Origin of the sequence: Candidatus Nitrosopumilus salarius BD31, assembly GCF_000242875.2 — an archaeon.
Classification (GTDB): domain Archaea; phylum Thermoproteota; class Nitrososphaeria; order Nitrososphaerales; family Nitrosopumilaceae; genus Nitrosopumilus; species Nitrosopumilus salarius.
Map to the genome: position 1 here is coordinate 1 of NZ_AEXL02000120.1, position 25,172 is coordinate 25,172.

The window sequence follows — 25,172 nt, forward strand, 5'->3', positions numbered from 1 at the left end:
GTAATAATTTTTTTAAAATAATTAACAAATGTAAGGAATAAAAAATAAAAAAAGAGATCTTATTGGAATGGATCAATGAATGGGCAGTTAACAACATGGTCACTATCCATTGGACGAGCAATACCAATATCGATCAAGCCAGCGTCCTTGTATGCATTAATGTCACCAATGGTCTCTAGGAGTTGTGCATTGGCAGGATTATTCCATCCAATCATGAAAATTCTCCACATTGGGGAATAATTTGCATCGCCGGGAGCGCCTGTTGCAATTCCAGGTTGAAATCCTAATGGCCCAGTTCCCGTCAAACCATTTTTGAATTGATACAAGTCTACTGCTGCTGAATTTGCAATCAATCTTGCAGATGTTGATGAACTAACAACCCCCATCATTTCAGCAGGGCCACTTGGAGTAGCATCTGTTACAATGTAATAGATAGCTCTGCCATCAGGACCCCATCCACGGTGAGCTATGAAAGTCACATTCATCTCTTCTGTATCGATATCAAGAACTTGGCCACCGCCATAAGGTGTAACATCAGTCAAAGTTTTGTCTTCCTTTACCATCATCTGACCTTCAGGCCAAACAATTTGAGGCATATTCAAAACAACGTCAACTTTTGTCAATGTGATTTCATTATCCTCAGCTGCTTTCATAATCATTGCTTCTGAATCAAGGATTCGTGATTTTGTATCTTCATTCCATGTTACATGAACATGTGAGGTCAATGCGCTGTACTCATCTGTTTGTGCAGGAGTACTTGTAAAGACTTCACCTTGAAATCCATGTATGCCATCACCTTTAATTCCGTTTGTAAACATGTATGTTTTTGAAAGTACTTCTTCAGGAGTGTTCTTTAACAAAGGAGCTAACTCTACTTGCCAACCTTGATTTTTGGTGATAACATCGGCATGAGTAGGATCACTAGAGTCAGTGATAATAAAGTACACATTTTCACCGTCATAGTATCCTTGATGCATTGGGATTGTTGCCGGAACATTTGTTCTTGATAATCTAAGTTCAGAGCCCATGTCTACTTCAGTTATTTCATCTTCATGAGGAATTACCATCATGGAATCATCTTTTTCCATCATCATGAAATCATCTTTTTCAGATTCTTTAACCGGAGTTACAGGAATACCTTTTTGTTGTTCTGCTTCCCAAGCAGCTTTACCACCTGGAATATCAGAACATAATTGAAGTCCACAGATGTTTGTGCTGGAACCAAATTTTGAAGTATCAGTTCCTTGACTTTTGAGAGCCTCTGCATCTGTGAAATAATTGGTTGTCAGTCCTGCTGTAAACAAGGGCAAAATTGCAAGAAATGCAATGTATCTTAGACTCTTGTTCATGGAACAAGAATTGAATTTTTGTTTAAAAGAATTTGTCCAAATTATATCCATTATTCGGCAAGTTCTGAAAATCGATTTTCCACATAATCCCAATTAACAACATTCCACCATGCATTCACATAATCCAGCCTTTTGTTTTGATATTTCAGATAGTAAGCATGCTCCCATACATCCAAACCCAATAAGGGATATTTCTGAACAGTCCAAGGACTATCCTGATTTTCAGTAGTTATAATCTCAATTTTATGATAAGTTTGATTAAAAACCAACCAACACCAACCACTACCTTGAATTGTTATTGCTTTTTCAGAAAATACGTTTTTGAAATTCTCAAAACTATCAAAATAAACATCAATTGCATCCTCTAATTTCCCCCCAGGAAGTTCATCACCATTAGGAATCATGGTTTCCCAAAACAACCTATGATTTTCAAAACCACCGCCAAAAAAGTTAATCGTGTTTCTATTAGATTCTGGAATAGAGTTTAGATCTGACAAGATAGATGAGATGTACTGAGGATGAGATGCACCCCCAATCTCCGCAAGAGATTTGTTTAATCCATCAACATACGCTTGATGATGTTTAAGATGATGGATTTGCATTGTCTGAGTATCTATGAACGGTTCTAGCTCATCATACCCATAAGGTAATCTAGGTAGTTCGTATTTTACCACAAACCAAATTATTGTAATCCACATATATTCTTGGAGAACAATTAAGAAATCATGAGGAAATTAGGAACAATTGATTTAGAAATTTTACAACTAGCAATTAAAGAAAACGGGACATTTAATGAAAGCAATTTAGAAAATTCAGAATTAAAAAGATTGGGAGTGGGAAAATTACTGGATTCGCTTGCGTCACTAAAAGATAGGAATCTAATTTTGCTAAATAAGAATGGCTCATTTACAATAACTAAAATTGCTAAAGAAATCCTATGGAGCAATAACATACCCACATGGGCAAAAATTCTACGTCTACTTCAGATAAAATCATGCAATATGGAGCAAATTCTAGATACTCTAAAAACACCCAAAGAAGAAGTAATAGAAAATATTGAGAAATTACGAAAAAACCAATTTGTACTAATGTCACCGCAGAGACAAGGGGGGAAGGTAGTCAAAGTGTACGAGATACTCCCAGAAGGAATTGAAGAAATAGACAAGACAGATTTGGAAGGATTTAATAAAATAAATTTTGAAGAATCAAAATCAAGAATAGAAATTTTAAGTCTGATTGATGAAATTGTTAAAGAAATCCAGGATTCTGAAATGAATCAAAGAAAGAAAGAAAATACATTAGAAAAATTATCTAAATTAAAGAAGGCGTTAGAGATTTAGTCTCATATACACAAATAATAAATTAGTAGTTTTTTACAGATTTCCTTTTTTCTTGTTATCTTTCTCATTAAACACCAGATCAGAATCACCGTCCGTATTTTTCCATTTTATATAATCTTCTTTTTGTTTAATCAGTTTTTCACGATATTTTTCAATTTCTTTCAATTAGAAATTTTATGTAGAATAATAAACTTAAGTGTAATGGAGGTTAACTGGCAAAGTCATCAATATCAACATAATCATTTTCAATACCCAAGTGATTCAGAATTGCATCTCCAGACATGATAATTCCACTCAAATTCTTAGCAAATCTATATGTATGTTAGATTATTATAGTATAAGTTAGGATGTTCATATAATAATAAAATTAGATGTTTGGGTCAGACTTAAGGCATTAGTTCTACAGGAGGGTTCAATCTTTGTTCTTCTTTAACACGGTCAAAACATTCTTCCATTTTGTCTAATTGACCCACATATTTTTCCCGACATTCCTGCTCAAGATATGTTTTTTGTAATTTTTGCCATATAATCTCATCACGAGGTAGTAATTTCTCATCAGAGTCATTAAGATTCTGTTTCTGAGTTAATGGAAATACAAGAGTCAAAAAAAAGATAGTGATTATTATTGGAATTACAATTGCAGCAAGAATTACAGGTTTCAACAATCACATAGAAATGGTATGGACTTAAGCGTATTGATGGAATTTATTTATTTTGCTCTAATCTTATCTTGTATTTGAGCCAAAATTAATTCTGCTTTGTCCTTATTTTCGTAATTTTCTGTTGATTCATCCATGATTGCGTCAATTTCATAGCTCTTATCTACCAAAATATTTGCAACATGATCATCAAGAGTTCCACTTCCAATTAAATAATAAGCAAAGACGGTATTTTTCTGACCTATTCTATGAAGTCGGTCTTCAGCTTGTCTATGAATAGCAGGACTCCAATCAAGTTCTGCAAAGATAACGTATTTTGCTCGAGTTAAATTGATTCCGACATTTCCAGCACGTATACCTGCAATCATTAATTTGGATTCGCCTTTTTGAAATTTATCTATTTGATCTTGCCTAAGAGTGTCAGATTGTCCACCAATAATAGTAACGGGTGAAAATTCTTGGAGGCTTTCATTTAGCAACTTATGAATAATTTTGTGATGACAAAATACCACCACACTTTCTTCAATCTCCATGATGTTTTTTACAAAATTAATCACGTGAGGAAGTTTTGCAAGTCCAGCAATCTGTCTTTCACTCTGAATAGCCCTATTATATGATGCAGATTTGGAGAATTCTGTGTCTGCACCTTTTTGTTCTTCTTCTAGTTTTTTCCAAATTTTATTTAATTCCTCAATATAGAAATCAGTGTCCGCGGCAATTACTTCCTTATATCGAACTTTGTCTTTTAATTCCTTCAGTACATCAGATTTTTTTCTTCTAAGCATAACATGTTTTTGCAATTCATTTCTAAGGGAAGCTCGCTTGTTTTCCAAAACAATTGCTTTTCCTTTTTCATTCACATAACAAAAATACTCACAGAATTCTTTAAAACTTCCGAGTAATCCGGGTTTTAAAATGTCAATAATTGGCCAAATTTCTGAACCTCGATTATAGATTGGGGTACCAGAAAGACCAATCCTATAGGAAATAGAAGATAGTGCAGCTAATTTTTTCACAGATTTGTATTTCTGAGTAGTTTTTGATCTAAGATTATGAACCTCATCGCACACAATTGTCTTAATTCCAAGTTTTGCCAAATCATTGTATCGTTTGAAAAGTAATTCATAATTGATAATGTAGATATCAGTTTTTGGAAGTTCCTGAGATTTTCCAGTTCTAATAATAGTGACGCTTGGAGATTCAGTTTCAATTATTCTTCCATTTCTACTTTTTTTCTTCAAAAATTTTTCAATCTCGCGTTCCCAGTTATTTAGAGTAACAAGCGGTGCAATTACAAGTACAGGGAATGTTTGTTTTTCTGTGGAAACATATGATAGTGTTTGGACTGTTTTTCCAAGACCCATTTCATCAGCCAACAGTGCGTTTCCAGAAGATTTTAGCAAAAAGTCAAGACCTTCTTTTTGAAAATTCAACAGTTTTCCTCTAAATTGTTCACCTGTTTTTGCACGTTTTAGTTTGTGTTTAACTGGAGGTAAGGTAGGTTTTGGAGCATATGTTTTTACAATTTTTCTTTGCCATATTGATTTAGATAAAATTTCAAGGGGATACCTATCCATGATAAGTTTAAGCTGTTTTACACTTTCAGTACTGTCTGGAATGATCACTTCATTTACATTTTCACCATACCAAGCTTCAGGAACGAGTCTTGAAATCATTCCAACCGCACGATCTCCTGTAACCTTCCAGCTCCAGATTTTGGAATATTTGTCTAGAACATATTCCAGCGTACCAATGTTTTCCATGGATGTTTCCATAATTTGTCGATGGAAAGTTTTTTTGCCTTATGAATCTTGATATTCTTATCGATCATGTAAGAATAGAGTAAAAAAGTACAAGAGTTAAAATAGGATGAGTGTTTTTATTTAAGGCAAAAGTTTAAAGATCATATACGCACAAATTAACAAAGATATGCTCAAACAAAAATCCCGTTATAGACCAACTGAAAAAACAAATAAGATTAAGATCGTTTTAATGTTCATAAAATTTTGGGAGAATTTATTGAGTTAAACAAAACGACATTTAAAATAAAAAATTGAGATCATAATATGAAAAACAATCAATAAGAAATAAACAATCGACAGAGAAAACGAATTTCAGATTACGACAAATTAGAACAAAGTATAAATTGATTTAAACGAGATTTTCGATTTTGTATCAGAACATATGTTTAAAATTCATTATAATTCAGAGAAGTTATGGAGTTTATTCAATACTCAGAACCAAACGTGGTAAAACCAATAATAATTGCAGCAATGCAAGATATGGGGAATGTTGGGAGCATAGTAATAAATTTCATTAATGATGCATTAAAAACAAAAAAATTCAGAATTGCAAAAACACTATTTCCAACATATGTGATAGACAAGGGAGGATACATTGAACTTCCAGATGAGAGTTGGGAGTATAGATACACAGATGATTTGATAGTTTTTGGCGGTGGAAAAGGTCAACCGCAGAGTAATTCGGAATTAAACGCCTTATGTCAAGATGTAATAGATGTGTCAAAGAAATATTCTGCCAAATTTATCTACACGTTAGGAGGATTTCATACAAATAGAATATTTGAGAAAAATCCTAAAACATACATTACCACCACATCACAAGAATTAACAAAACAAGTGGGAGGGTTGGGCATAGATACAACGCCGCAAAAATCAATAATCACAGGATTTAATGGGTTAATTCTAGGATTTGCAAAGAAAAATAACATTCAAGGAATTGGAATGTATGGAGAACTAAACGAACCTGAAATTCCACAATATAGAGCTGCAATAAGCATAATCAAAATAATTGAAAAATTAACTTATAGAAAATTAGGAGATACTACTCAATTAGAAATAATGGCTCAAGAAATTGAGCAAAAATTCAAGAATTAAAATCAATGAGCATTCCCAACTTTGTGAGGCTCTGTGTTTTCATCGTGACAATCACAGCTACAAAGATGAGTCTTATGATTATTCATGCAATCAATACACTCAAAATGTTTTCTACTCTCACAAGATGCACAAATCATACTATATCCTGTATACCATAGATGAATTTGAATTTTTTCTATTTTAATAAGAAATTCAGTATTGTACTTCACTTCGCCCAAGAAGATCGTCAGTCAATTCAACATATCCTTGAGGATCAAGTTCCTTTGCAAATCCTTTGTCAATATTTATCAGATAGATGGAATGGAGATGTGCATTTAGGATATCATCATATTGGACCGCTGGATTTTTGTAATAACGATCACATAGGTCTTTAATTTTTTGGACTTCATCTCTATTGCGAGCAGCTGGAGGCAACAAAAAAATTTTAGAGAAAGGTAAAATCCCAACAACAGGTGTCGCCAAGGAGAATTTTGAACAATATTGACTGTATCTAGCAATTTTACTCATAATTCTAGCAGCAAAATAATCTACTGTATCCATAGCATGTTCTGGTGGTGTAAAACCAGTTTCAATTTCAATGATAGTATTACCTCCACCTTTTTTTGCATAAATATCACAAACTAAAATATCCGACACATCTTTTTCAACTTCTACGGAATAACCTCTAGAAATCAAAGTATTTGCACATATTAACTCTAAAATGGAATGATTAATCTTTACAAGGTTTTTTTTATACATTTCAATTAATTGTTGTCTCACATGGTTAAGTTTCGGAATATCATTTTCTTTGAGATTTGTTGAGAGTTTTTTGGTCATCTCGTTTACATCGTTACTGAATTTTTCTAAATCCATGATTCACGATAGAATAATTTTGCTAGTTTAAGAAGTAATAGGATTCCAAATTTGACAGTCTAACCCTGTAAAATTATCAAAGTTACTCAACTAAAATTGAAAAATAGCGAATTTTTATTCATACTTTGGCTTAACTGTAAAAATCATGATTGAGTCATGTGTACAAAGATAGGACAATAATCATAGGATTATTCACGTTTTTGATGCTATTTTCATTTGTTCAAACTTCTGAAGCCACACTATGGGATTTCATCATAGACTTGGATATGCAAAAAGGGTCAATCTATCCTGGAGAATCAGTGATAGTTACAGGTAAAGTGGTTGATCAGGCATACAAAACACATAGAGGGGTAGAAGTTTTCATAAGAATAGGATCTGAAACAACTAAAGCTTTTACAGATCCAGACGGGATTTTTAGAGGAGAAATCAAAGATTTTGAAGGAGTGCCTGGAACATATACCGTTAACGTTGTAGCATCATGGTATGGAATGACTGGAATGCAAAATGCAGAAATTCAGGTAAAGGGAGAACCATCGCCCATTACAGCATTACAGAAAAAACTTGCCACAGATGAGGCCATAAAATATCTCAGTTCTAACGAGAGTGACTTTGAGAAAAATCCGATAGGACAAACATTGTTCAAATATTATCATGGACTGCTCAATGAATTACTGATTGAACAAAGAGATGCAGGGAAACCATCAGCAGACCAAATTTTCTTAGAACAACAAAGATTAATTTCTGAAAATCTAAGAAATCAAGCAATTGATGAATTTGGTCCTGGCGCAGGAGTCTTTGATGGATACAAGTATAACGATTACATAAACAATCTTAATCCAGAAATCAAAGACTTAGTTCAAGATCAGTTAAACTACACAAAAAATGCATTCGAGGAAGCACAAAATATCAGAGATGAAATTATTGCAAATGGTGGAACTTATGAGGAAGCAAGAAAAGCATATTTGGATAGAATTTCAATGCCAAAAGAATTACTTGAAAAATTCAACGAAGAGCAATTAGAACGGATGAAAGAAAATACAAAAAATCAATGAACGATTGATAAATTCTACGCGGGGCTTATATTCAAAATTAGATAAAAGTAATGTATGAAAATAGATATTCCATTGCGATGTCCATCTTGTGGAGGAAAAATGTATTCCATATGTTATGAGTCAGCATTCACCATACTTAAGAAAAGAAGCTGGCAAGTGTGTAAAGAATGTAATTTCGAAAGAAATTCTGAAGATTTTAAAAAATCTATTTGCTGTACTTGACAGCATTTTTAATTTTTCTAAACAATTTTTAACCCAAATTTGACAAAAAATGTAAGTTGAAGATATACCACAAATCAGCATGCGTTACTTGTAAAAATACAATTACAGCATTAGAAAGAATGAATGCAGATATTGAAAAAAGAGACTTTTTCAAAGACCCATTTTCAGAGGCAGAACTTAAAAAAATCATCAAATCTACAGGAAAAAAGCCAGCAGAAATGCTCAGAAAAAGAGACAAAACGTACAAAGAATTAGGTTTAGAAAAAACCAAAATGACAGATGCCCAACTCATCAAACTGATGGTAAAATATCCAGGATTAATTTTACGACCAATAGTAATTGTAAAAAACAAGACACATGTGGGAAAGATAGATGTTAAAAATCTAAAATAACCTAAGACTTGTTTTCTTGTTCAAATATTCTAACAGCTTCCAAATGAGAGCAATTTGCCTTTAGACCTTTACCATGATGAAATTTGTAAAAGTTCTTGAATCCTGGGCATTCACATGTGTCAGAAGTGACAAAATAAGATTTTTCAGGATCAGACGATGATTTTATCTGAAATAAACCATCATCGATTTTCACTACACCACCAGTTTCAACAAGTTTCTTTGCTTTTTTTACAGTATTAGCACTCATGATATCATTGAATTGGGTTATTTTCTATTCTTTAATTTTTTCCTTACATTAACCCATTCTTTGTTATCTTGGGCCATTGCATTTTCATATAGAAGTTCAAATGTCCAATTCAGAATTTCACCCCATATTGCCCTAAGGGATTCATCATCAGTCCACACCACACTTGTTTTGACTGCAGTCATTGCAAGAATATTTTTAGAATTCTTTGTTGGATTTTTATTCCATTTTTCCAATACTCTGTCACAAAATTCAAGTATTTCTGACTTGGTTAAAACTAGCCTATCAGGATCAAAAGATTCTTTTTTTACCATATAGGAACAGAGCAGTACTAAATTATAATATTTTTAGTATAAAAAAGATACATCATATGTTCATAAAATACTTAAATGATACAATGACGTATTATAACAAGACGAGAGACTTGCTTTTCTGCCCGAGTAAAGCCTAGAATTCGTTTCACTCTCGTCTGTTTTAATATTCAAACAATGTTTTGAACACGTCCTATTTCTCCATTCTCTAACTCAACTTTAATCCCATGAGGATGAAAATTACTAGAAGTGAGGATTTTCCTGACTTTACCATCAGTCAAGGCACCGGTGTGTTGGTCATGTTTTTGTACAATCTGGACATTCATTCCTATTGTTATTTCATTTCTTGAAGGTGTGTTTCTCAATAAAACATTGCATAAACGAGTGATTCTAAGTCTTTGTTTTATAAAATTGAGGGGTTTTGAAAATTACTCAAAACGATTTTTTTAATTTTGTTTGTGATTTTGGAAACATTCTCTGCAATAAACAGGTCTGTCGTCTCGTGGTTTGAAAGGTATTTGACAATCATTTCCACAGTCACCGCATTTTGCGTCAAACATTTCTCGTGGTCTATCGTCTCTTCTACCAAATCTAGAACCTCTATCATTTCCACCATAACCACCAGATCTTCCACCGAATCTACCACCAGGTCTTGGAGCTGGTTTGTGATTTTGGAAACATTCTCTGCAATAAACAGGTCTGTCGTCTTTTGGTTTGAATGGAACTTGACATTCATTTCCACAGTCACCGCATTTTGCGGTAAACATTTCTCTTTCTCTATCAAAGGACATGTCTTTCTAAAATTCGTGTATATTGCGAGGTAATTAAACTGTGGGAAAAACACCTAATGTTATAAAGTAATTCCACGCCTTGAGATTATTGAGCATGAAAAGGTATGTTGCCACAAGAATGGCAACTATGTTTGGAGTTTTGATGATTACATTATTGATTACAATTGCCCTTGTAGGCTCAAATATGGATACAATACTAAAACAAGGAATTGTATTTCAAGTAAGATCTGAAATTACTGAGAACCCATCAATTGCACAAAGTTTTTCATCAGTTGATGAATTTGAAGCATTCATTCAAACTCAGATAGATCAAAGAGTCAGGGTTTTAGGGCTGGACGAACCATGGTATTCCCCTCAAAGAATAGGCATCACAATGTACAAAATTTTGCTTCTTGACTTTGGACATGCCACATTTCTTACAAGTGATTCAGGTTCATCGGACGTTAAAGACATATTATTTGAAAAACTACCTAGAACAGTTTTACTTTTTACGACTGCAACAATAATCATATCTGTCATTGGGATCTTTTTAGGAGCTTTATCCAGCAGTAAAATTGGCTCAACCATAGATAGAATTACTTCAAGTTTTGCAATAATTAGTTCCAGTTTTCCAGTGTGGTGGATTGGAATGTTAATGATTTTTTTATTTGCATTTACATATCAAATATTTCCAGCGAGAGCAACTCCAGATATTCCATCATCGGACCCAAGATACATTGGTTCTTTGTTGTATCATATGGCATTGCCACTAATCACAATTGTAATGATAGGGTTTGGATCTTGGGCATATATGGTAAGGAATTTTATGATTGGAATAATGCAAGAAGATTTCATCATGGCCAAAAAAACAATTGGAGTTAATCAAAAAAAAATCATCTATACACATGCGCTAAAAAATGCAGCACCTCCAATTGTCACAATTCTTGCATTGAGTTTATCAGGTTCACTCGGAGGGGCAATCATCACAGAAGCAGTGTTTGATTGGCCAGGTATGGGGCGGTTGTATTTTGAAGCAATATCAGTAATGGATTTACCTGTAATCATTGGCGCTACATACTTGCTAACAGTTTTCTTTTTAATCAGCATATTCATTGCAGATTTACTGTATGGGTATTTTGACCCCAGAGTGAGAGCAGGTCAATGAGCAGCATAACACCTCAAGAAATAAAAGAAGAATTTCTTAAAAGCAAGATGGGAATTGCAGGAATTTCAATTCTGATGATTCTTGTCGTAATATCAATAATTGCAATAATCATAATTCCTGTTGAGACTTTTCAAGAATGGAATAATCCTGAAAATTGGATTGCATATCCAAAAATTGCAATTCCAGCGTGGGCAAATACATTCATGATTGAGAAAATTCCCGAACATAAGATTTTAGAAAACCCCAACATCCAAAACATATCTCAAGATGAGATATCACTTACTTCACATCAGTTTGGAGTGAATTTCGATTATGATGATTTCCCAAATGATTTCATATACATATTTTCATCAGAATATACAGGTTCGCCACTATTACAAATGTCAGTTTTACGACCTGACGGCATCAAAATTGAATTACTGACCACATCACTTCCACGTTCTAATTCTAAAACTATTCATTATGAAAGAATATTTTCAACAGACGAAGCAATAAAGAAAAACTTGTCATTTCAATCAGAGAAATTTGAATTCGCATTAGATAATTTATCTGCTGAAGACATTGTTTTTTCAAAGGCCCAAACAAATGAACCTCTTAAGGGAAATTATATTTTTTCCATAGATTTGTATGGGATAAAATCCGAATCTAAGATTAACGAATCAAAATTGATCATCGGCGGTAAAGCTTTTGGGTTAATGGGTACTGATGAATTAAGACGAGATTTGGCAATAGGGCTTCTATGGGGAACTCCTCTTGCATTGTTCATAGGTCTAGTGGTATCTATCGCATCTGTGATTATGGGGTTATTTTATGGAGTATATGCAGGATACAAAGGTAAAAAGACAGATGAAGTGATGATGAGATTCAATGATGTCATTTATGCATTGCCAGCATTGCCATTTCTCATCATACTTTCAGTGACAATTAGCAACAGCATATTTTTGATGGTGGGATTTTTAATGATTTTTGGTTGGGTAGGAATAGCCAAAGTATCTAGGAGTATGTCACTTCAGATCAAAACTCGCGGATACGTAGATGCTGCAAATATGATGGGGCAAAAGGATTCCAAAATAATACTCAAACACATCGTCCCACAATTACTACCATATGCATTTGCAAGTATAGCAATTTCAGTTCCCGCAGCAATCACTACAGAAGCAGGTCTTAGTTTTCTAGGATTGGGAGATCCATCATTTCCAACATGGGGTCAAATTTTACATGATGCAAATACATTCGGGGCAGCTGCAAGAGGATTATGGTGGTGGATTATGCCACCAGGGATCATGATTGCCATAACAGGCCTTGCCTTTGTGTTTATTGGAAATGCACTAGATGTGATTGTGAACCCTAAATTAAAGAGATAGTTACAAATCATAACTGCGAATTGTGTTTAAAGCAGAGTCACTTAGTTTAATGGTATATGTAAGAGAATTAGGATCATCTTTGGTCTCTGATAAAAGTTCAGTGAACTTTACTTTCTCATCTTCAGTTGCTCCTGCTTCATGAGCACATAGATTAAACGCCTTTAGATTCAAATTATTTTTTAGTAAATAAGATATGAATCTTTTATAATCTTCAGGATTGGTCCAACTTTTATTTTTCTCGGAACATGCTGCAATCCAAACGTCTACAGAATTATGAAATATTACCTTTTTACGAATTTCATCTAGAGACATTTTAATTTAGAAATCTGCACGTTGCATCTTGGAACCACAACGTGGACAAGTGCCACCTTTGTGTTTGTTGCTACAAACAAGACATACATAACGAACCCCACCAGAGCCGCCTTGCGAACCCATTCCGAAGAACCCACCGCCGGTTCCAGAATCACCGTCATAGTTTCCCATACGACTCATTTGTCGTCTCCTCATTATCATTGGCAACATAATGAAAATTGCCATTACTAGTCCTATACTAATAAACCATGGAACTCCCAAATAACCAAGAATTATCTGCAGTCCAATACTAAATACCAATGAAGCACCTAAAAAAATGTAATATCTTTTAAGCTGAGGATTCAAGATAATAAAATTTGTTCAAAAAAGGTTATAAAGTTTTGTCAGTTTTTTTCTTATTTTTCACCACAGTTTTTGCGTATATCATACAATTGAAAGTGAAATGGAATTACCATTGCTATCCCATGCAAAAATAGATTCATCATTGTAAGGGGATTTAATGATCAAAGATACTAACCCGAAGAAATTATGCAGATCAGTCACAGAAGGTTCAGCAGAACCACTTGGGTGAGAGTGAACAATTCCAACATAGCTCATATCAAAAGGCAAAAAAGAGTGAGGGAATCCAGCGAAAGTAGGACCACTGTAATTAAAGGGCGGGATTACAAGTCCATCAATTTTAATTTCACCATTTTTGGACTTGCCTTTTAAAATCAATATTCCTTCATTGGGATGCTTCATTTGACAATAAGAGACAATACTGTCAAGGACATCTTTTTGAAGCAATACCTTTCGCTCAAAGTTTCTCTTTTTAAAAATCACAGTTATCATCTAGTTTAGAACTAATTTAATTTTAAGATGACGAAATGGTGTAAGAAGTATTAGAGAATTTTTTGAGTTTTTTCTCTATTTCAGATATGAGACGGGGTATTTTAGAGTCAATATCATTAATTTCGTCTTGAATAGTTTTAGATTTTACTTCAAAATCATCTTTAAGGGACAGATTTTTTGCAAATTCGTTTTCCAAAGAGTTCAAATCAACAGGTCGGAGGGAATTCATTTTATTTTCCATTAAATTGTATTTTTCAAAAAATTCTGAAACCTGATTTACAAATCCATCAAGACATTCTTCAGTCTCAGTTATTTGTAGAGATGTCTTGTCAACGTCTTTTACAGAAATCGCTCCGGAGTTTATTCCTTTACGAACATTTTCTAAAATTACAATTATGGGATCTTTGTTAGAAGGAAGAAGAACATCAAATGGTTCTTCAACTAGTTTAGAAAGAATATTTTTTTGATCTTTATCTAATGAAGAGGCATATTCATATCTGCTAAGAGGGCGTGAAATTTTTGTAAATTGTGAATCAATTTCATTTTTAATTTTGGATTTTTGAGCAGAAAAAACATCCAATTCATTTTTCAAATTAATATATGATTTGTAGGCATCAGATGATTTTATCTGCTCAATTGATTTTTCTAGCGAGGTGATTTTTTCTGACAGAGATTCTAAGGAGGTGTTAGTGTCAATGATTTTTTTAGAGTGTTCAATTCTGTCAGTCTTTAGATTTTTAATTTGATTAACCATATCAAGAATCTCATCAGATGTGAATTTTGTAGCATCAAAGTTCTTCAGTATTTTATGAATTTCAGAATAATTAGTATTCATGACTTCAAGATTTTCTTTTAATTGAGCAGCATATTTTTTTGCAAAAATATGAATAACACGAGTTTGCCTTCCCAAAACATCTCCAACTTTTTTGAGGATTTGATTCAAAGTAGAGTTCAATTTTTTTGCATCATTTATAGAGTTAATTTTAGGCAATGAGGATACGTCTTTTTTGATAACATCAATTACTTGATTTTTACCCCTAACTACAATGATAGCAAGATGCTTATCAATATCATCTACATTTAGATTATCTTTTTCTAGAACACTCCCGATTTTAATCAGATCATCAATTAATGGTGCTGTTTGATCTCGTAGATTTTTTATTGCAGATAATGTTTGAGATTCCCGTAATTTACACAGTTCAGTCACAACTTTAAGAACATCTGGGAGATGGATTGTTTTATTCTGAAGTGCTGACTCTTCTTGTTTGTCATCATTTTTCTTTTTACCCCATCCAAAGACCATTTGATATCATTATATCCTCAGGGGATTAAAAATGGTTGTACAACTAAAATTTAAAATTCATGCGATATCAGCATACAGCATGGGTAAAAAGGCAAAGAAATCATTTCATACAGGCATAGTAAAAAAAACAATCAAAATTAAAGCATCAAAAGATAAAGTTTGGAGAAAGATCAGCAATATTGTAGGATTGCCCACATGGGTAGTAGATGTAAAAAAGACAGTCCACATTTCTAAAAAGAAAAAAGATGTAGGTGCAATCAGGCTGATAACATTTGAGGACGGAAGTAAAATAGAAGAACATATCGTAGCGTGGAAAAATAATGAATACTTCACATATATTGCAACTGAAGGCTTACCACTAAGAGCATATGTTGCAACCATTTCAATTAAAGCAAAACCAAAAAATGTGATAGAGTTAACATGGCAATCTTATCTCAATAGCAAAAAAATGTCAGAAAAAGAGTTCATAGATTTTCTTGCATTTATGGGATCTTTTTATGAGGCATCACTTGAAAACCTCAAAATTCTGCTTGAACAATAACACTAGAAAAACATTAGATTAAACTGTAAATACGATAAATTCTGCAACAAGATCATGAGCGACATGAGATTCATCATGATAGGGATTGGGTTAATTTTTGTAGGATTTTTGATTTTAGGGACAATGGGTCATGAATATCAAGCTGGAACTTTAGAGTCTTCCGAGTTTGGTACTTGTTATGAGTATTCTGCGGATAAACCTCCAGTAGAAATCAACTGTTCATTTAAGATATTTGATCAGATTGCATTCTTTGCGGTGGTAATTGCGTTCATCGGATTAGGAATAATCGCATTAGTTAAAGGAGTTAAAGGAGACTGGGACAGTAGGGTAAAACCAGAAGATCTGGTGGGTCCAAGTAGAAATCAGAATGATGATTCTGAGGAGAAAGATAAATAAAATTAAGAAGATTTTTTAGATTTTAGTTTATCATAATCTTCTTGATTTTCTTCTTCCATTCTTTGGAAATATACTTCTTCATAGGGCATTTTTTCTCAATCAACCATTACAAAATTCACATTTAAGCATGAAGAATAAGTCATACTAAATAGGTACACCTAGGATGTCTGAAATGTTCGATACAGTCATGAAATTATCTAACAAAACATCTCATTTCTTTCAATATCTTTAGAGAGAATCCTAACAAATTCTATGGATAGCAATTTTTGTGAAGACCGGAAAAAGTATCAGGTTTGTAGTCACATAGATGAAAATATTTTCATCATTACATGACCCAAAAAATGAAAAACATGCAATATATTACTCAATGATTTTGTTGTTCATAATTACCACAGTAACTCTTTTGGGGAATAATGTTTTTGAGATTAATTACATAGTAGGCACAATAATGTTTGAATTCACCTGAGATAAATGGTTTGCAAATGAATTGGATGTTTTTTCATGTCTGGATAGCATTACTAATACAACAAACCCTTCAAAGAACATAAGAATTAGTACAAATCAATGACAAAAATTAATTTTAAAATGAAATTTTAATTCTCAGACTCAAGGATATTTTTCATCACATGCACCAGTTCCCCAAGTTCATGCATTCTTTGATCAAACTGTTCATCAGATATTCCATTAGGTTTGTTTAATGTAATTACAACCTCAGAGAAATCACCATTTGAAACAACACGCATTGGTACATTCCAGGAAGACTCTTCATCAACATATTGATGATCTAATATTCCAAGGGACTTATTTTCATGAAATTTTAGTTTAGATAATCCATGAGGGCCATTAAATGACCACCAACCGTCATCAGAGATTCTAGCATCTGGCATAATTTTTGGTGGCAGTTGCAAAATACTATCAAACGCATCTCCAGTCTTCTTTTTTACGGTTATGGAGATGGTTCTAGATCTAGTCATAGACTCAATATCAATTAATGATTAAAAAGGATATGGTAGAAATCATAGGAATCAATACTAAGCGTTTACTTATTAAGAAATTTTTTAATTTTCTTCAAATTTGCAACATTTGATTCATGAAACATTACCATTGATTCAGCCAAAGAGTTAGGAAGGATAGTTTTAAGGTTATCTACCAATTCATCACCGCTGTTAATCATATTATCAATTAGTTTTTCAATCTCATTTTTTTCATCAGTCATTTAAATTAGATAAGGATTGATCTTAATTAAAGATTGAAAAGTAATGAACTAACCATTCTTTCATTAAGCATAAAAAATTACATCTGAGATTTTTCTTTAATTATATGATCATGTAGGATTCTTGCTTGTTGCCACGAATACCAAACAAAATTCCAGATCAAATCATCAATATCCTGACGTTGTTTTTCAGTAAGTTGCAAATCTCGTAAATTATAAATTATTTTACTCCTCATGGTTCCCAATCTTACTCCCAACATAACACATTCTCGATTATTTTTTGGCAGTATTTTACCTCTAAAATCATCAGGTTTTGAGTCAAACACATCAAAATGTTCTTCGTGCCATTGAAATTTTGATTTATCAAAAATTTCAAGAATCACAGACACAGTATCATAATCCAAGTTTTTCTGGTCAAGCTTTTCTTTGATCAAGTTTTCTGATGCTTGTTTTCTTTGTTGGTTGAGTTTTTTCTCAAGTTCTTTTAGTGATTTTGACTTTATTGCGTTCAATGCTTTTCTGCGTCAAATAATGAACTTAAGCATGTTGTTATAATGTAGAAATTAATTATCTTTTTTTATCAAAGTTGCAGTGGAGCGAACATTTTTTAATTTTTGAATATTCCAAGAAACGATTTCCCTAATCTTTTCAAAATTTTCTGCCTGTAATTTCACCAACATATCATGTGTGCCTATAGTTTCAAAAACATCAACCACATTATCTAATGCTTTCAGTTGTTCGATTATTTCAGATTCAGCACCTAATTCACAATTCAACATCACGTATGCATCAGTCATAAAATAAGCAACTAACTATGATTATTTAAAGATGAATATTGTGTAAAGGACTACCAGACTACATGTACCAAGTCTTTTAGATTTCGTCTCGGTTTTGGGAATTTTGTTTGTTCTGGATATCCAATACAAAGAACAGATGAGGGTATAAGATCAGTCCCAATCACATCCATTACTTTTTTTTCATCAAACATGCCAATCCAGATTGAACTTAATCCTAATGCCTGTGATGCTAGTTGCGAATATCCTGCAGCAAGAGTAGCATCTTGAATAGCAAATTTTGCAAGTATGTATTCCGGAAAATCAAATTTTACTCTAAAAGGGTTTTTACAAAAAACCAATACAACAGGAGCGTCAACATAAGGTTGTTTATTGCATGCCTCGACAAGCAGTTTTTTCTTTTCAGGACTTTTCACATAGAAAATTTCGAATCCTTGATAGTTTCCTGCAGTGGGGGCAGTATCTGCTGCGGCTATGATTTTGTCTATTTTTGTCGTTTCAACTGGCTTATCAGAGAATTTTCTTGTAGAACGCCGTTTTGCCATGACGGCAAACAAATCAGTATCAACAACTTCAGAAGGTCCTGATTTTAAAATAAAATCAAGCAGTTGATTTCTAGTGTTATCGTTTGAAGAATCAGGAGATATTTCGGGTTCGTATCCTTGAGGATAAATTTTCTCTTCTTTGTGTTCTGAATCCACAAGAAGGGTATGGAAAATATCCTATTAAAGAATTGCAAACATCCAATTCAAATACATATCATTCAGGATCAAAAGCATCACAGCCAGAAGTGCAAGGCTTGTTCATTACACCCTCACATGCACCAAGATCATCGTGCATTATACGATGGTGACCACAGTTTTTACATTTTTCTCGGAAATGAGAAATTAACTCAGCAACGGGAATTTTAGATTCACGAATCTTTGATTCTGTTTCTTGAGTCATAAATCAACTTGAAATAAAGTCTGTTTAAACATTTTGAGAATAAAGATTCTTAATCAATCAAAATAGAAAATCAGAAGATGTTTACAGAAATTATGATGATAGGAGGATTATTTTGGTCTGCCACTTACATTCTTATCATCAGGCGTGGATTCAAAGATAAAACTTTTGGAATGCCCATGGCTGCACTTTGTGCAAATATTTCATGGGAGATGATATTTGCATTTTTCACGCCACATGACCCTCCTCAACTTTATGTAAACTACATCTGGTTTTCTTTGGATGCGGTGATTGTAATGCAATTTTTAAAGTACGGTAAAAAGGAATTTACAAACATTTCCAAATGGCAATTTTTTTCAATATTTGGATTAGGAATGGCGATTGCAATTCCAATGATTTTAGCTGTTAATGATCAATTAGAAGACAATGTGGGGGCATATGCAGCATTTGGACAGAATCTCATGATGTCAATACTGTTTGTATCAATGTTAATCAACAGAAAAGGTATTGAGGGACAATCGTTATACATTGCATTATTCAAGATGATTGGAACTGGTCTGAGTAGTTTGGCATTTTATCTTTACAGACCAATTGCACAAGATTCAATTTTGTTGCAATTTCTGTTCATAGCGATTTTTGTTTTGGATTTAATCTATGTAATTGGAATTTTTCAAAAATGTAAGCAATTTACCAGCCCCGTTAAAAGATTCTAAGATCTTAAAAGACAAAAGACTAAAAATCACCAACAGGAACAAAACATCACATCCTCAAAAGATTGTAGATAAAGAGAATTACAGAAAAACCCATAGTAAAATTACTTGTATGTAAGATACAAAATTTTACTCAATTCAGCTTTTGCAGAAATCACATCATTTCTCAATTTAGTGATTTTATCCACATGCATTGATAATTGTTCATTAAAATTATCAGGTCTTTTTGAATTATGAATTAACGTTTTTAGTAATTCCTTTTCAGATGTAAGTTGTTTTTGAAGATCATCTATCTCCATATCCAATTCATCTGCTCTAGTTGAAGAGTCAGCATTTCCTGCAGGAGTTACAAAGATACTTTCAGGCTCCGTTGCAGTAATTTTGGCTGAACTCATTTGGCAAGTTTCAGGCGCTATTTTTTCACCTAGTTTAACATCAATGCTTTCAAAATCAGATGTGATTGTTATTACTGGCAATCTAACCAGTTTCATTCCAGCACATGCCTCAAAAAAGACGTTGTATGAATTAGGGGAAGAAACAGAGGGAGATGCAATAATTTTAGTTGCAGATTCGCCATCAATAGATTTACCTAAGAAAGATAGCTTTTCAGGAACGAATTTTGTAATTTCTGGAGAATATAGTGTAAAGTACAATCGCTGAAGATCCTCTTTTGCAGCATTAAGCTGTTTTCGTAATTCAATAATTTTTAGACCAGTTGCAGTATTATCATCAGTTTGTTCTTTTCCAAAGGATTTTTTGGCATCTTGTAGTTGCATACTAAGAGAATCCACTTTTTCTGAAATAGACAGAATAGATTTAGAGATATCACCTTTACTTTGTAAGGAAGCTACAACAGAGTCAGGGTTTGCAGCTTTAATGATAAGTGCACTAGTCACACATGAATTGGGTAAGACAGTTTCAGGCAATTCATAACGTTTTGTTTCACTATCAGAGCGAATAAGAACAGATGGAGATACAAGTGTTTGAGTAGATGCACATACATCAAATACAAAATCATAACTACCAACAGACAATTTAGGAGATTCTTTTCCAAAATTAGATGGGATCGGAGTGATAATTAATTGATTTATAGTCCCAGAAGATAGGTTAAGTTGAGACATTGCATCATTCAGCATATTCTCATTAACTGGCTTTGCCCATCCGAGTGAAACTAGTTTTGAGACATTTTTGACATTTACACACGACACTGAATTTGTTCTTGCTTTTGTAACTTTGAACATACCACTTTCACAAACAACGTCTTCTCCAGAAATTCCAAAACTGATTTGTTTTTTTGGCGGTAAAATATCAGCACTTGCAGGAGACACAGAGAGGGCAAGCAATAATACAGATATTGAAAATAATAATAAAATAGGGTTATTCATGATAGCCATTTTTGTTCATCATATTTAATCTTGGTCACACGATAATCAAGAAATTATTTTTTACATTAAGGCATAAGAGAAAAGGGTCTAACGCCGGGAAAGGGATTCGAACCCCTGCACGCTTGCGCGTAGCCGTTTTCGAGACGGCCGCCTTACCACTTGGCTATCCCGGCATTTAGACTAAGATTTTCTCCATAATAAAGCAAATTAGAATACAAAGAGATCAAACATTGTCAATATCAAATAGTTCATCTTTGAATTTCTTTTTGATTTGTTCTTTGGTTCTACGCCATTCTTCATCAGAAATGCTATCAGCAAAAATTGAATGAAATCCATCAGAGGGATTCGTGTTAATAATAGAAAGAATTTCTTGTATCTCTGATTCAGATAAAGGAAAGTATGAGACTATCCTAGAAAGTGTATCATCTGAATTAAATCTGAATTCAAAAATTTTATCTTCCAAAGTGGAAGGTAAATTTGGCATTACCATTGTAAATAATAGTAAATTATTTGTATATTAAAATCGATTTTAGTAAAACATTCTGAAAACCTCGATCAGAAGAAAAGGACAAACACAAAATAGCACAAATTTACATAAAAATTCATGGGATTAAACCTAAAAGAGTTAGTAGTTAGAGAGAAAACCACCCTAGAAGCATTTTCAACTAAAGTTGTTGCGATTGATGCCTATAATGCAATTTACCAATTTCTAGCAAGTATACGAGGCCCAGATGGGCTACAATTGTCAGATTCAGAAGGAAGAATAACCAGCCATCTCAGCGGTCTTCTTTATAGAAATGTCAATTTTCTATCCATTGGGATAAAACCAGTTTATGTTTTTGATGGAAAACCCCCATCATTAAAAACAGCTGAAATTGAACGGAGAAAACAGATTAAAAAAGATGCCACGATAAAATATGAAAAAGCAGTTGCAGCAGGAAATATGGAAGATGCAAGAAAATATGCACAACAGACAACCAGTATGAAAGATGGAATGGTAAAAGAATCAAAAGAACTTTTAACATATTTTGGAATACCATACATCGAAGCACCATCAGAGGGAGAAGCAACAGCTGCACATCTTACACAGACAGGTCAAGCATACGCTTCTGCAAGTCAAGATTTTGATTCTATTTTATGTGGAGCTAAAAGATTGATTAGGAATTTTACTAACAGTGGAAGACGAAAAATACCAAATAAAAATACATACATCGATATTGTTCCGGAGATAATTGAAACACAGAAAACACTTAATGCATTAGGAATTACAAGAGAAGAATTAATTGATGTTGGAATTTTGATTGGTACTGATTTTAATCCAAGTGGTTTTGAAAGAATTGGCCCAAAAACGGCCATGAAGTTAATCAAGCAACATTCAAGGTTAGAAGATATCCCACAAATTCAAGAACAATTACAAGAAATAGACTTTGAGAAAATTAGACAGATATTTCTAAATCCCGAAGTAGCTGATGTGGATGAAATAATTTTCAGCGAGGTAGATTATGAAAAAATCACAAACTATCTTGTAAAAGAAAGGAGTTTTTCAGAAGACAGGATTCAATCTACGTTAAATAGATTAAAAAAAGCATTAGAGAAGAAGAGTCAAAATTTAGATCAATGGTTTTGAAAAGATTTCAATTTAATAACTAGTCAGTTTAATTTCAAAAAATGTCCCAAACAGAAGCAAGAAAGACGCTGAAAGACGCACCGATCATGTGGAGAAGAGTAAATTCCATAGGGATCATCTTAGATTGCAATTCTACGTATGCTGCCAATCTGGGATATGCCAAATCAGAGATTCTAGGAAAATCAATTTTTGAGCACGTGCCAAAAGAATCATGGGAGGCAATGAACGATTCACTCAAAACATGGTTTGAGACAGGAAAAGTAACAAATAGAAAAATTTCTTTCAAAAAACAAAACGGGAGTATATTTCCAGGAGTACTTCAGGCCACAAGTCTTTATGATGAAAACAATAATTTACTTGGAAGTAACACAGTGATTTTTGATTTGACACAGATGAATGATGGAAAAATTAAAGAATATGAAGAATTTTTTTAAAGAAGCAAATAACAGATTAGATGAAATTAAAGAAAAAGAATACAAATTGCTAGACAAAAACTCAAAGTCAGAATATGATGGACTTAAAAAAATGTTCGAAATGCTTTCTACAATAGACTTGAAAGAGTTAAAATGAATTATTATAATTTGTCTTTAACTGCTTTTTGAATTTCATTAAATGCAGTTTGAACTTCTGTAACTGCAGTTCCATCTTCCAAAGTACTGATATCTCCAATCTGCTCATTATTCCCAATAGATTTTAACAATCGTCTCATTATTTTCCCACTGCGTGTTTTTGGCAATTTTGAAACAAAATAGATTTGTTTAGGAGTTGCAATTGCACCGATATTAGAACGAATTTTATCTACAATTTCGTTTTCTAAAATATCAGAATCTTTTGTAATTCCATGTTTTAAAACAACAAATGCAATAATCACTTCCCCTTTCACATCATCAGGGATTCCACATACTGCAGACTCTGCAACATCGTCGTGAGATACAATGCAACTTTCAAGTTCTGCAGTTCCAATTCTATGACCTGCAACTTTTAAAACATCATCTGCACGACCGAGTAACCAAAAATACCCATCATCGTCTTTGAGTGCATAGTCTCCAGGATAGTAGCAATTTTTGTATTTTGACCAATATACAGAGGCATATTTTTCATCGTCATTCCATAATGTCAAAAGCATTCCGGGCCATGGATTTCTAATTACTAGATATCCCTTTGTGTTAGAAGATAATTCATGTCCATCATCGTCTACTACTGCAATATTTACACCCGGAATGGCTCTAGTACCAGATCCAGGCTTCAGTGGAATAGTCTCTAATCCAGGCAAGGGGGAAATCATCATGCCTCCAGTTTCAGTCTGCCACCAAGTATCTACAATTGGACATTTTTCTTTTCCAATAGTTTTGAAATACCATTTCCAAACTTCAGGATTGATTGGCTCTCCAACAGTTCCAAGTAACCGTAATGAGGATAGATCAAAAGAATTTGGAATATCGTCACCAAATTTCATAAACATTCTCAGTGCAGTTGGAGTAGTGTAAAAAATTGTAACACCATATTTTTCTAAAATATTCCATATTCTTGATGCATTTGGAAAATCAGGTGCACCCTCATACATTATTTGAGTTGCACCATGAAGTAGTGGGGCATATACTACATAACTATGTCCAGTAACCCAACCAATGTCAGCAGTACAAAAAAATACATCAGAATCTTTAATGTCAAATGCCCATTTGAAAGTAGAATACAAATGTGTTAGATAACCTCCAGTTCCATGTAAGACACCTTTAGGTTTTCCAGTAGTTCCAGAAGTATACAAAATATAGAGAGGGTGCGTACTATCTAATTTTTCTGCATCACATGAATCAGAAATATTTTTCATCAAATTATTCCAGAGCTTATCTCTTGAATTCATCAAAATTGCATTCTTAGTTCTCTCCACAACAACAACATGTTGGACAAAATCACAATCTTGTATCGCATCATCAATCACTTCCTTGAGTTTAACAATTTTTCCTCGTCTATAGCCGCCGTCTGCAGTGATGACGATTTTTGATTTTGAATCAATGATTCTATCTTTGATTGATGTTGAGCTAAATCCTGAAAATACAACAGTGTGTATTGCCCCTATTCTTGCACAAGCGAGCATGGTAATGGGTAATTCTGGGATCATTGGAAGGTAAATTGTTACGCGATCTCCATTTTGCACGCCTAGAGATTTAAGAACATTTGATAATTTTTGAACCTGAGTAAACATATCGCCATAGGTGAGAATTCTAGAGTCTTCATTTTCACCCTCCCAAAGGATGGCTGGTTTGTTGGCCTTTGTATTTTGATGAACATCGAGAGCATTATACGAGGCGTTGATTTTACCTCCAACAAACCATTTTGCAAAAGGAGGATCCCAATCAAGAGTTTGAGACCAAGAAGAGAACCAAGTGAGATTCTTTGCTTGCTTCCCCCAAAAAGATACAAAATCGGAATTAGCCTTTTTTCTTAAATCAGAATCATTGTTTCCAAGTCCAACATCATATGTCTTAGACATCAAAAAGTGT

33 protein-coding genes, 1 tRNA gene and 1 pseudogene are annotated in these 25,172 nt (G+C 33.3%); 11 read left to right on the top strand and 24 right to left on the bottom strand.

The features are described from left to right. Positions 1-59 precede the first annotated feature (59 nt). Together BD31_RS06810 and BD31_RS06815 are read right to left on the bottom strand one after the other, a co-directional pair. Positions 60-1,349 carry a DUF7482 domain-containing protein gene (locus BD31_RS06810; protein WP_008300483.1) on the bottom strand — a complete coding sequence of 430 codons (1,290 nt, stop codon included), beginning with the start codon at positions 1,347-1,349 and terminating at the stop codon, positions 60-62. A 50-nt stretch (positions 1,350-1,399) separates the two neighbouring features. Then, entirely contained in the window at positions 1,400-2,023 is a 624-nt protein-coding gene (locus tag BD31_RS06815) for a superoxide dismutase (protein ID WP_048097547.1), read from the bottom strand. A 51-nt stretch (positions 2,024-2,074) separates the two neighbouring features. On the opposite strand from BD31_RS06815, the gene BD31_RS06820 reads away from it, so the two are divergent. Next, a complete protein-coding gene (locus tag BD31_RS06820; protein WP_008300417.1) occupies positions 2,075-2,689 on the top strand; it encodes a hypothetical protein in 615 nt (204 codons plus the stop codon). A 33-nt stretch (positions 2,690-2,722) separates the two neighbouring features. On the opposite strand, the gene BD31_RS11040 is transcribed toward BD31_RS06820, so the two are convergent. The 3 genes from BD31_RS11040 to BD31_RS06830 form a co-directional block, all read right to left on the bottom strand. Beyond that, positions 2,723-2,854, bottom strand: a complete 132-nt coding sequence (locus BD31_RS11040; protein ID WP_008300419.1) for a hypothetical protein — start codon at positions 2,852-2,854, stop codon at positions 2,723-2,725. 221 nt (positions 2,855-3,075) lie between these two features. Continuing rightward, the gene (locus BD31_RS06825; protein WP_008300527.1) at positions 3,076-3,351 is read right to left on the bottom strand and encodes a hypothetical protein; all 276 of its coding nucleotides are present in this window, start codon (positions 3,349-3,351) and stop codon (positions 3,076-3,078) included. A gap of 47 nt (positions 3,352-3,398) precedes the next feature. Then, positions 3,399-5,123, bottom strand: coding sequence for a DEAD/DEAH box helicase (locus BD31_RS06830; RefSeq protein ID WP_048097541.1), 1,725 nt, complete (start codon positions 5,121-5,123; stop codon positions 3,399-3,401). Positions 5,124-5,564: 441 nt separating this feature from the next. Here BD31_RS06830 and BD31_RS06835 point away from each other — a divergent pair, with 441 nt between their 5' ends. Beyond that, a complete protein-coding gene (locus BD31_RS06835; protein WP_008300517.1) occupies positions 5,565-6,245 on the top strand; it encodes a PAC2 family protein in 681 nt (226 codons plus the stop codon). Between the two features lie 192 nt (positions 6,246-6,437). Here the strand turns inward: BD31_RS06835 and BD31_RS06840 are convergent, their stop codons facing one another. Then, positions 6,438-7,097 (bottom strand): hypothetical protein, encoded by a 660-nt coding sequence (locus BD31_RS06840; protein ID WP_008300510.1) that lies wholly within the window; start codon positions 7,095-7,097, stop codon positions 6,438-6,440. Positions 7,098-7,255: 158 nt separating this feature from the next. Between BD31_RS06840 and BD31_RS06845 the strand changes: the two genes are divergently transcribed. Together BD31_RS06845 and BD31_RS06855 are read left to right on the top strand one after the other, a co-directional pair. Beyond that, positions 7,256-8,149, top strand: coding sequence for a hypothetical protein (locus tag BD31_RS06845; protein WP_008300508.1), 894 nt, complete (start codon positions 7,256-7,258; stop codon positions 8,147-8,149). 278 nt (positions 8,150-8,427) lie between these two features. Continuing rightward, on the top strand, positions 8,428-8,763 hold the full coding sequence (locus BD31_RS06855) for an arsenate reductase family protein (protein ID WP_008300487.1): 336 nt from the start codon (positions 8,428-8,430) through the stop codon (positions 8,761-8,763). A 1-nt stretch (position 8,764) separates the two neighbouring features. Here BD31_RS06855 and BD31_RS06860 read toward each other — a convergent pair whose 3' ends face one another. From BD31_RS06860 to BD31_RS06875, 4 genes are all read right to left on the bottom strand, one after another. Then, a complete protein-coding gene (locus tag BD31_RS06860) occupies positions 8,765-9,010 on the bottom strand; it encodes a hypothetical protein (protein WP_008300514.1) in 246 nt (81 codons plus the stop codon). Between the two features lie 17 nt (positions 9,011-9,027). Beyond that, a complete protein-coding gene (locus BD31_RS06865; RefSeq protein WP_008300512.1) occupies positions 9,028-9,321 on the bottom strand; it encodes a hypothetical protein in 294 nt (97 codons plus the stop codon). Between the two features lie 167 nt (positions 9,322-9,488). Next, complete coding sequence (locus BD31_RS06870; RefSeq protein WP_008300466.1) at positions 9,489-9,683, bottom strand: YwbE family protein; 195 nt, start codon at positions 9,681-9,683, stop codon at positions 9,489-9,491. 81 nt (positions 9,684-9,764) lie between these two features. Next, the gene (locus BD31_RS06875; RefSeq protein WP_238536092.1) at positions 9,765-10,085 is read right to left on the bottom strand and encodes a CxxC-x17-CxxC domain-containing protein; all 321 of its coding nucleotides are present in this window, start codon (positions 10,083-10,085) and stop codon (positions 9,765-9,767) included. A gap of 118 nt (positions 10,086-10,203) precedes the next feature. On the opposite strand from BD31_RS06875, the gene BD31_RS06880 reads away from it, so the two are divergent. Both BD31_RS06880 and BD31_RS06885 read left to right on the top strand, forming a co-directional pair. Continuing rightward, complete coding sequence (locus BD31_RS06880; RefSeq protein ID WP_008300480.1) at positions 10,204-11,253, top strand: ABC transporter permease; 1,050 nt, start codon at positions 10,204-10,206, stop codon at positions 11,251-11,253. Further along, on the top strand, positions 11,250-12,617 hold the full coding sequence (locus BD31_RS06885) for an ABC transporter permease (RefSeq protein ID WP_008300439.1): 1,368 nt from the start codon (positions 11,250-11,252) through the stop codon (positions 12,615-12,617). Before BD31_RS06880 ends, BD31_RS06885 begins: the two co-directional genes overlap by 4 nt. Here BD31_RS06885 and BD31_RS06890 read toward each other — a convergent pair whose 3' ends face one another. The 4 genes from BD31_RS06890 to BD31_RS06905 form a co-directional block, all read right to left on the bottom strand. Beyond that, positions 12,618-12,929: a hypothetical protein gene (locus BD31_RS06890; RefSeq protein WP_008300490.1), complete on the bottom strand. Its 312-nt coding sequence runs from the start codon at positions 12,927-12,929 to the stop codon at positions 12,618-12,620. It abuts the gene before it with no gap. Positions 12,930-12,935: 6 nt separating this feature from the next. Further along, positions 12,936-13,274, bottom strand: a complete 339-nt coding sequence (locus BD31_RS06895; RefSeq protein ID WP_048097542.1) for a hypothetical protein — start codon at positions 13,272-13,274, stop codon at positions 12,936-12,938. 78 nt (positions 13,275-13,352) lie between these two features. Further along, positions 13,353-13,751 (bottom strand): Mov34/MPN/PAD-1 family protein, encoded by a 399-nt coding sequence (locus BD31_RS06900; RefSeq protein WP_048097548.1) that lies wholly within the window; start codon positions 13,749-13,751, stop codon positions 13,353-13,355. A 31-nt stretch (positions 13,752-13,782) separates the two neighbouring features. Then, positions 13,783-15,063, bottom strand: a complete 1,281-nt coding sequence (locus tag BD31_RS06905) for a hypothetical protein (protein WP_008300519.1) — start codon at positions 15,061-15,063, stop codon at positions 13,783-13,785. 79 nt (positions 15,064-15,142) lie between these two features. On the opposite strand from BD31_RS06905, the gene BD31_RS06910 reads away from it, so the two are divergent. Beyond that, complete coding sequence (locus BD31_RS06910; protein ID WP_193353389.1) at positions 15,143-15,604, top strand: SRPBCC family protein; 462 nt, start codon at positions 15,143-15,145, stop codon at positions 15,602-15,604. Positions 15,605-15,667: 63 nt separating this feature from the next. After that, positions 15,668-16,000 carry a hypothetical protein gene (locus BD31_RS06915; RefSeq protein WP_048097549.1) on the top strand — a complete coding sequence of 111 codons (333 nt, stop codon included), beginning with the start codon at positions 15,668-15,670 and terminating at the stop codon, positions 15,998-16,000. A gap of 593 nt (positions 16,001-16,593) precedes the next feature. Here BD31_RS06915 and BD31_RS06920 read toward each other — a convergent pair. The 6 genes from BD31_RS06920 to BD31_RS06940 all read right to left on the bottom strand — a co-directional run bounded on the left by BD31_RS06920 (position 16,594) and on the right by BD31_RS06940 (position 18,952). Further along, complete coding sequence (locus tag BD31_RS06920) at positions 16,594-16,974, bottom strand: hypothetical protein (RefSeq protein ID WP_008300525.1); 381 nt, start codon at positions 16,972-16,974, stop codon at positions 16,594-16,596. 65 nt (positions 16,975-17,039) lie between these two features. Further along, the gene (locus BD31_RS10340; protein ID WP_008300499.1) at positions 17,040-17,216 is read right to left on the bottom strand and encodes a hypothetical protein; all 177 of its coding nucleotides are present in this window, start codon (positions 17,214-17,216) and stop codon (positions 17,040-17,042) included. Positions 17,217-17,293: 77 nt separating this feature from the next. Further along, positions 17,294-17,725 carry a hypothetical protein gene (locus BD31_RS06925; RefSeq protein ID WP_008300481.1) on the bottom strand — a complete coding sequence of 144 codons (432 nt, stop codon included), beginning with the start codon at positions 17,723-17,725 and terminating at the stop codon, positions 17,294-17,296. A gap of 51 nt (positions 17,726-17,776) precedes the next feature. Beyond that, entirely contained in the window at positions 17,777-18,010 is a 234-nt protein-coding gene (locus BD31_RS06930; protein WP_048097544.1) for an Lrp/AsnC ligand binding domain-containing protein, read from the bottom strand. 50 nt (positions 18,011-18,060) lie between these two features. Beyond that, positions 18,061-18,708, bottom strand: coding sequence for a nitroreductase family protein (locus BD31_RS06935; RefSeq protein WP_008300497.1), 648 nt, complete (start codon positions 18,706-18,708; stop codon positions 18,061-18,063). Positions 18,709-18,766: 58 nt separating this feature from the next. Further along, a complete protein-coding gene (locus BD31_RS06940; protein ID WP_008300411.1) occupies positions 18,767-18,952 on the bottom strand; it encodes a hypothetical protein in 186 nt (61 codons plus the stop codon). Between the two features lie 77 nt (positions 18,953-19,029). Between BD31_RS06940 and BD31_RS06945 the strand changes: the two genes are divergently transcribed. Next, positions 19,030-19,662 (top strand): transmembrane-type terpene cyclase, encoded by a 633-nt coding sequence (locus tag BD31_RS06945; RefSeq protein ID WP_008300425.1) that lies wholly within the window; start codon positions 19,030-19,032, stop codon positions 19,660-19,662. 101 nt (positions 19,663-19,763) lie between these two features. On the opposite strand, the gene BD31_RS06950 is transcribed toward BD31_RS06945, so the two are convergent. The 3 genes from BD31_RS06950 to BD31_RS06960 all read right to left on the bottom strand — a co-directional run bounded on the left by BD31_RS06950 (position 19,764) and on the right by BD31_RS06960 (position 21,534). Beyond that, positions 19,764-21,044: a hypothetical protein gene (locus tag BD31_RS06950; RefSeq protein WP_008300460.1), complete on the bottom strand. Its 1,281-nt coding sequence runs from the start codon at positions 21,042-21,044 to the stop codon at positions 19,764-19,766. Between the two features lie 91 nt (positions 21,045-21,135). Beyond that, a tRNA-Ser gene (locus tag BD31_RS06955) sits at positions 21,136-21,217 on the bottom strand. Between the two features lie 50 nt (positions 21,218-21,267). Next, positions 21,268-21,534, bottom strand: a complete 267-nt coding sequence (locus BD31_RS06960; protein WP_048097545.1) for a hypothetical protein — start codon at positions 21,532-21,534, stop codon at positions 21,268-21,270. 114 nt (positions 21,535-21,648) lie between these two features. Between BD31_RS06960 and fen the strand changes: the two genes are divergently transcribed. Next, positions 21,649-22,671, top strand: a complete 1,023-nt coding sequence (fen, locus tag BD31_RS06965) for a flap endonuclease-1 (protein ID WP_008300447.1) — start codon at positions 21,649-21,651, stop codon at positions 22,669-22,671. Positions 22,672-22,712: 41 nt separating this feature from the next. Beyond that, positions 22,713-23,241 (top strand): annotated as a pseudogene (locus tag BD31_RS06970) (PAS domain S-box protein). A gap of 4 nt (positions 23,242-23,245) precedes the next feature. On the opposite strand, the gene acs reads toward BD31_RS06970, so the two are convergent. Continuing rightward, positions 23,246-25,162: an acetate--CoA ligase gene (gene acs, locus BD31_RS06975; protein WP_008300523.1), complete on the bottom strand. Its 1,917-nt coding sequence runs from the start codon at positions 25,160-25,162 to the stop codon at positions 23,246-23,248. Between the last annotated feature and the right edge of the window lie 10 nt (positions 25,163-25,172).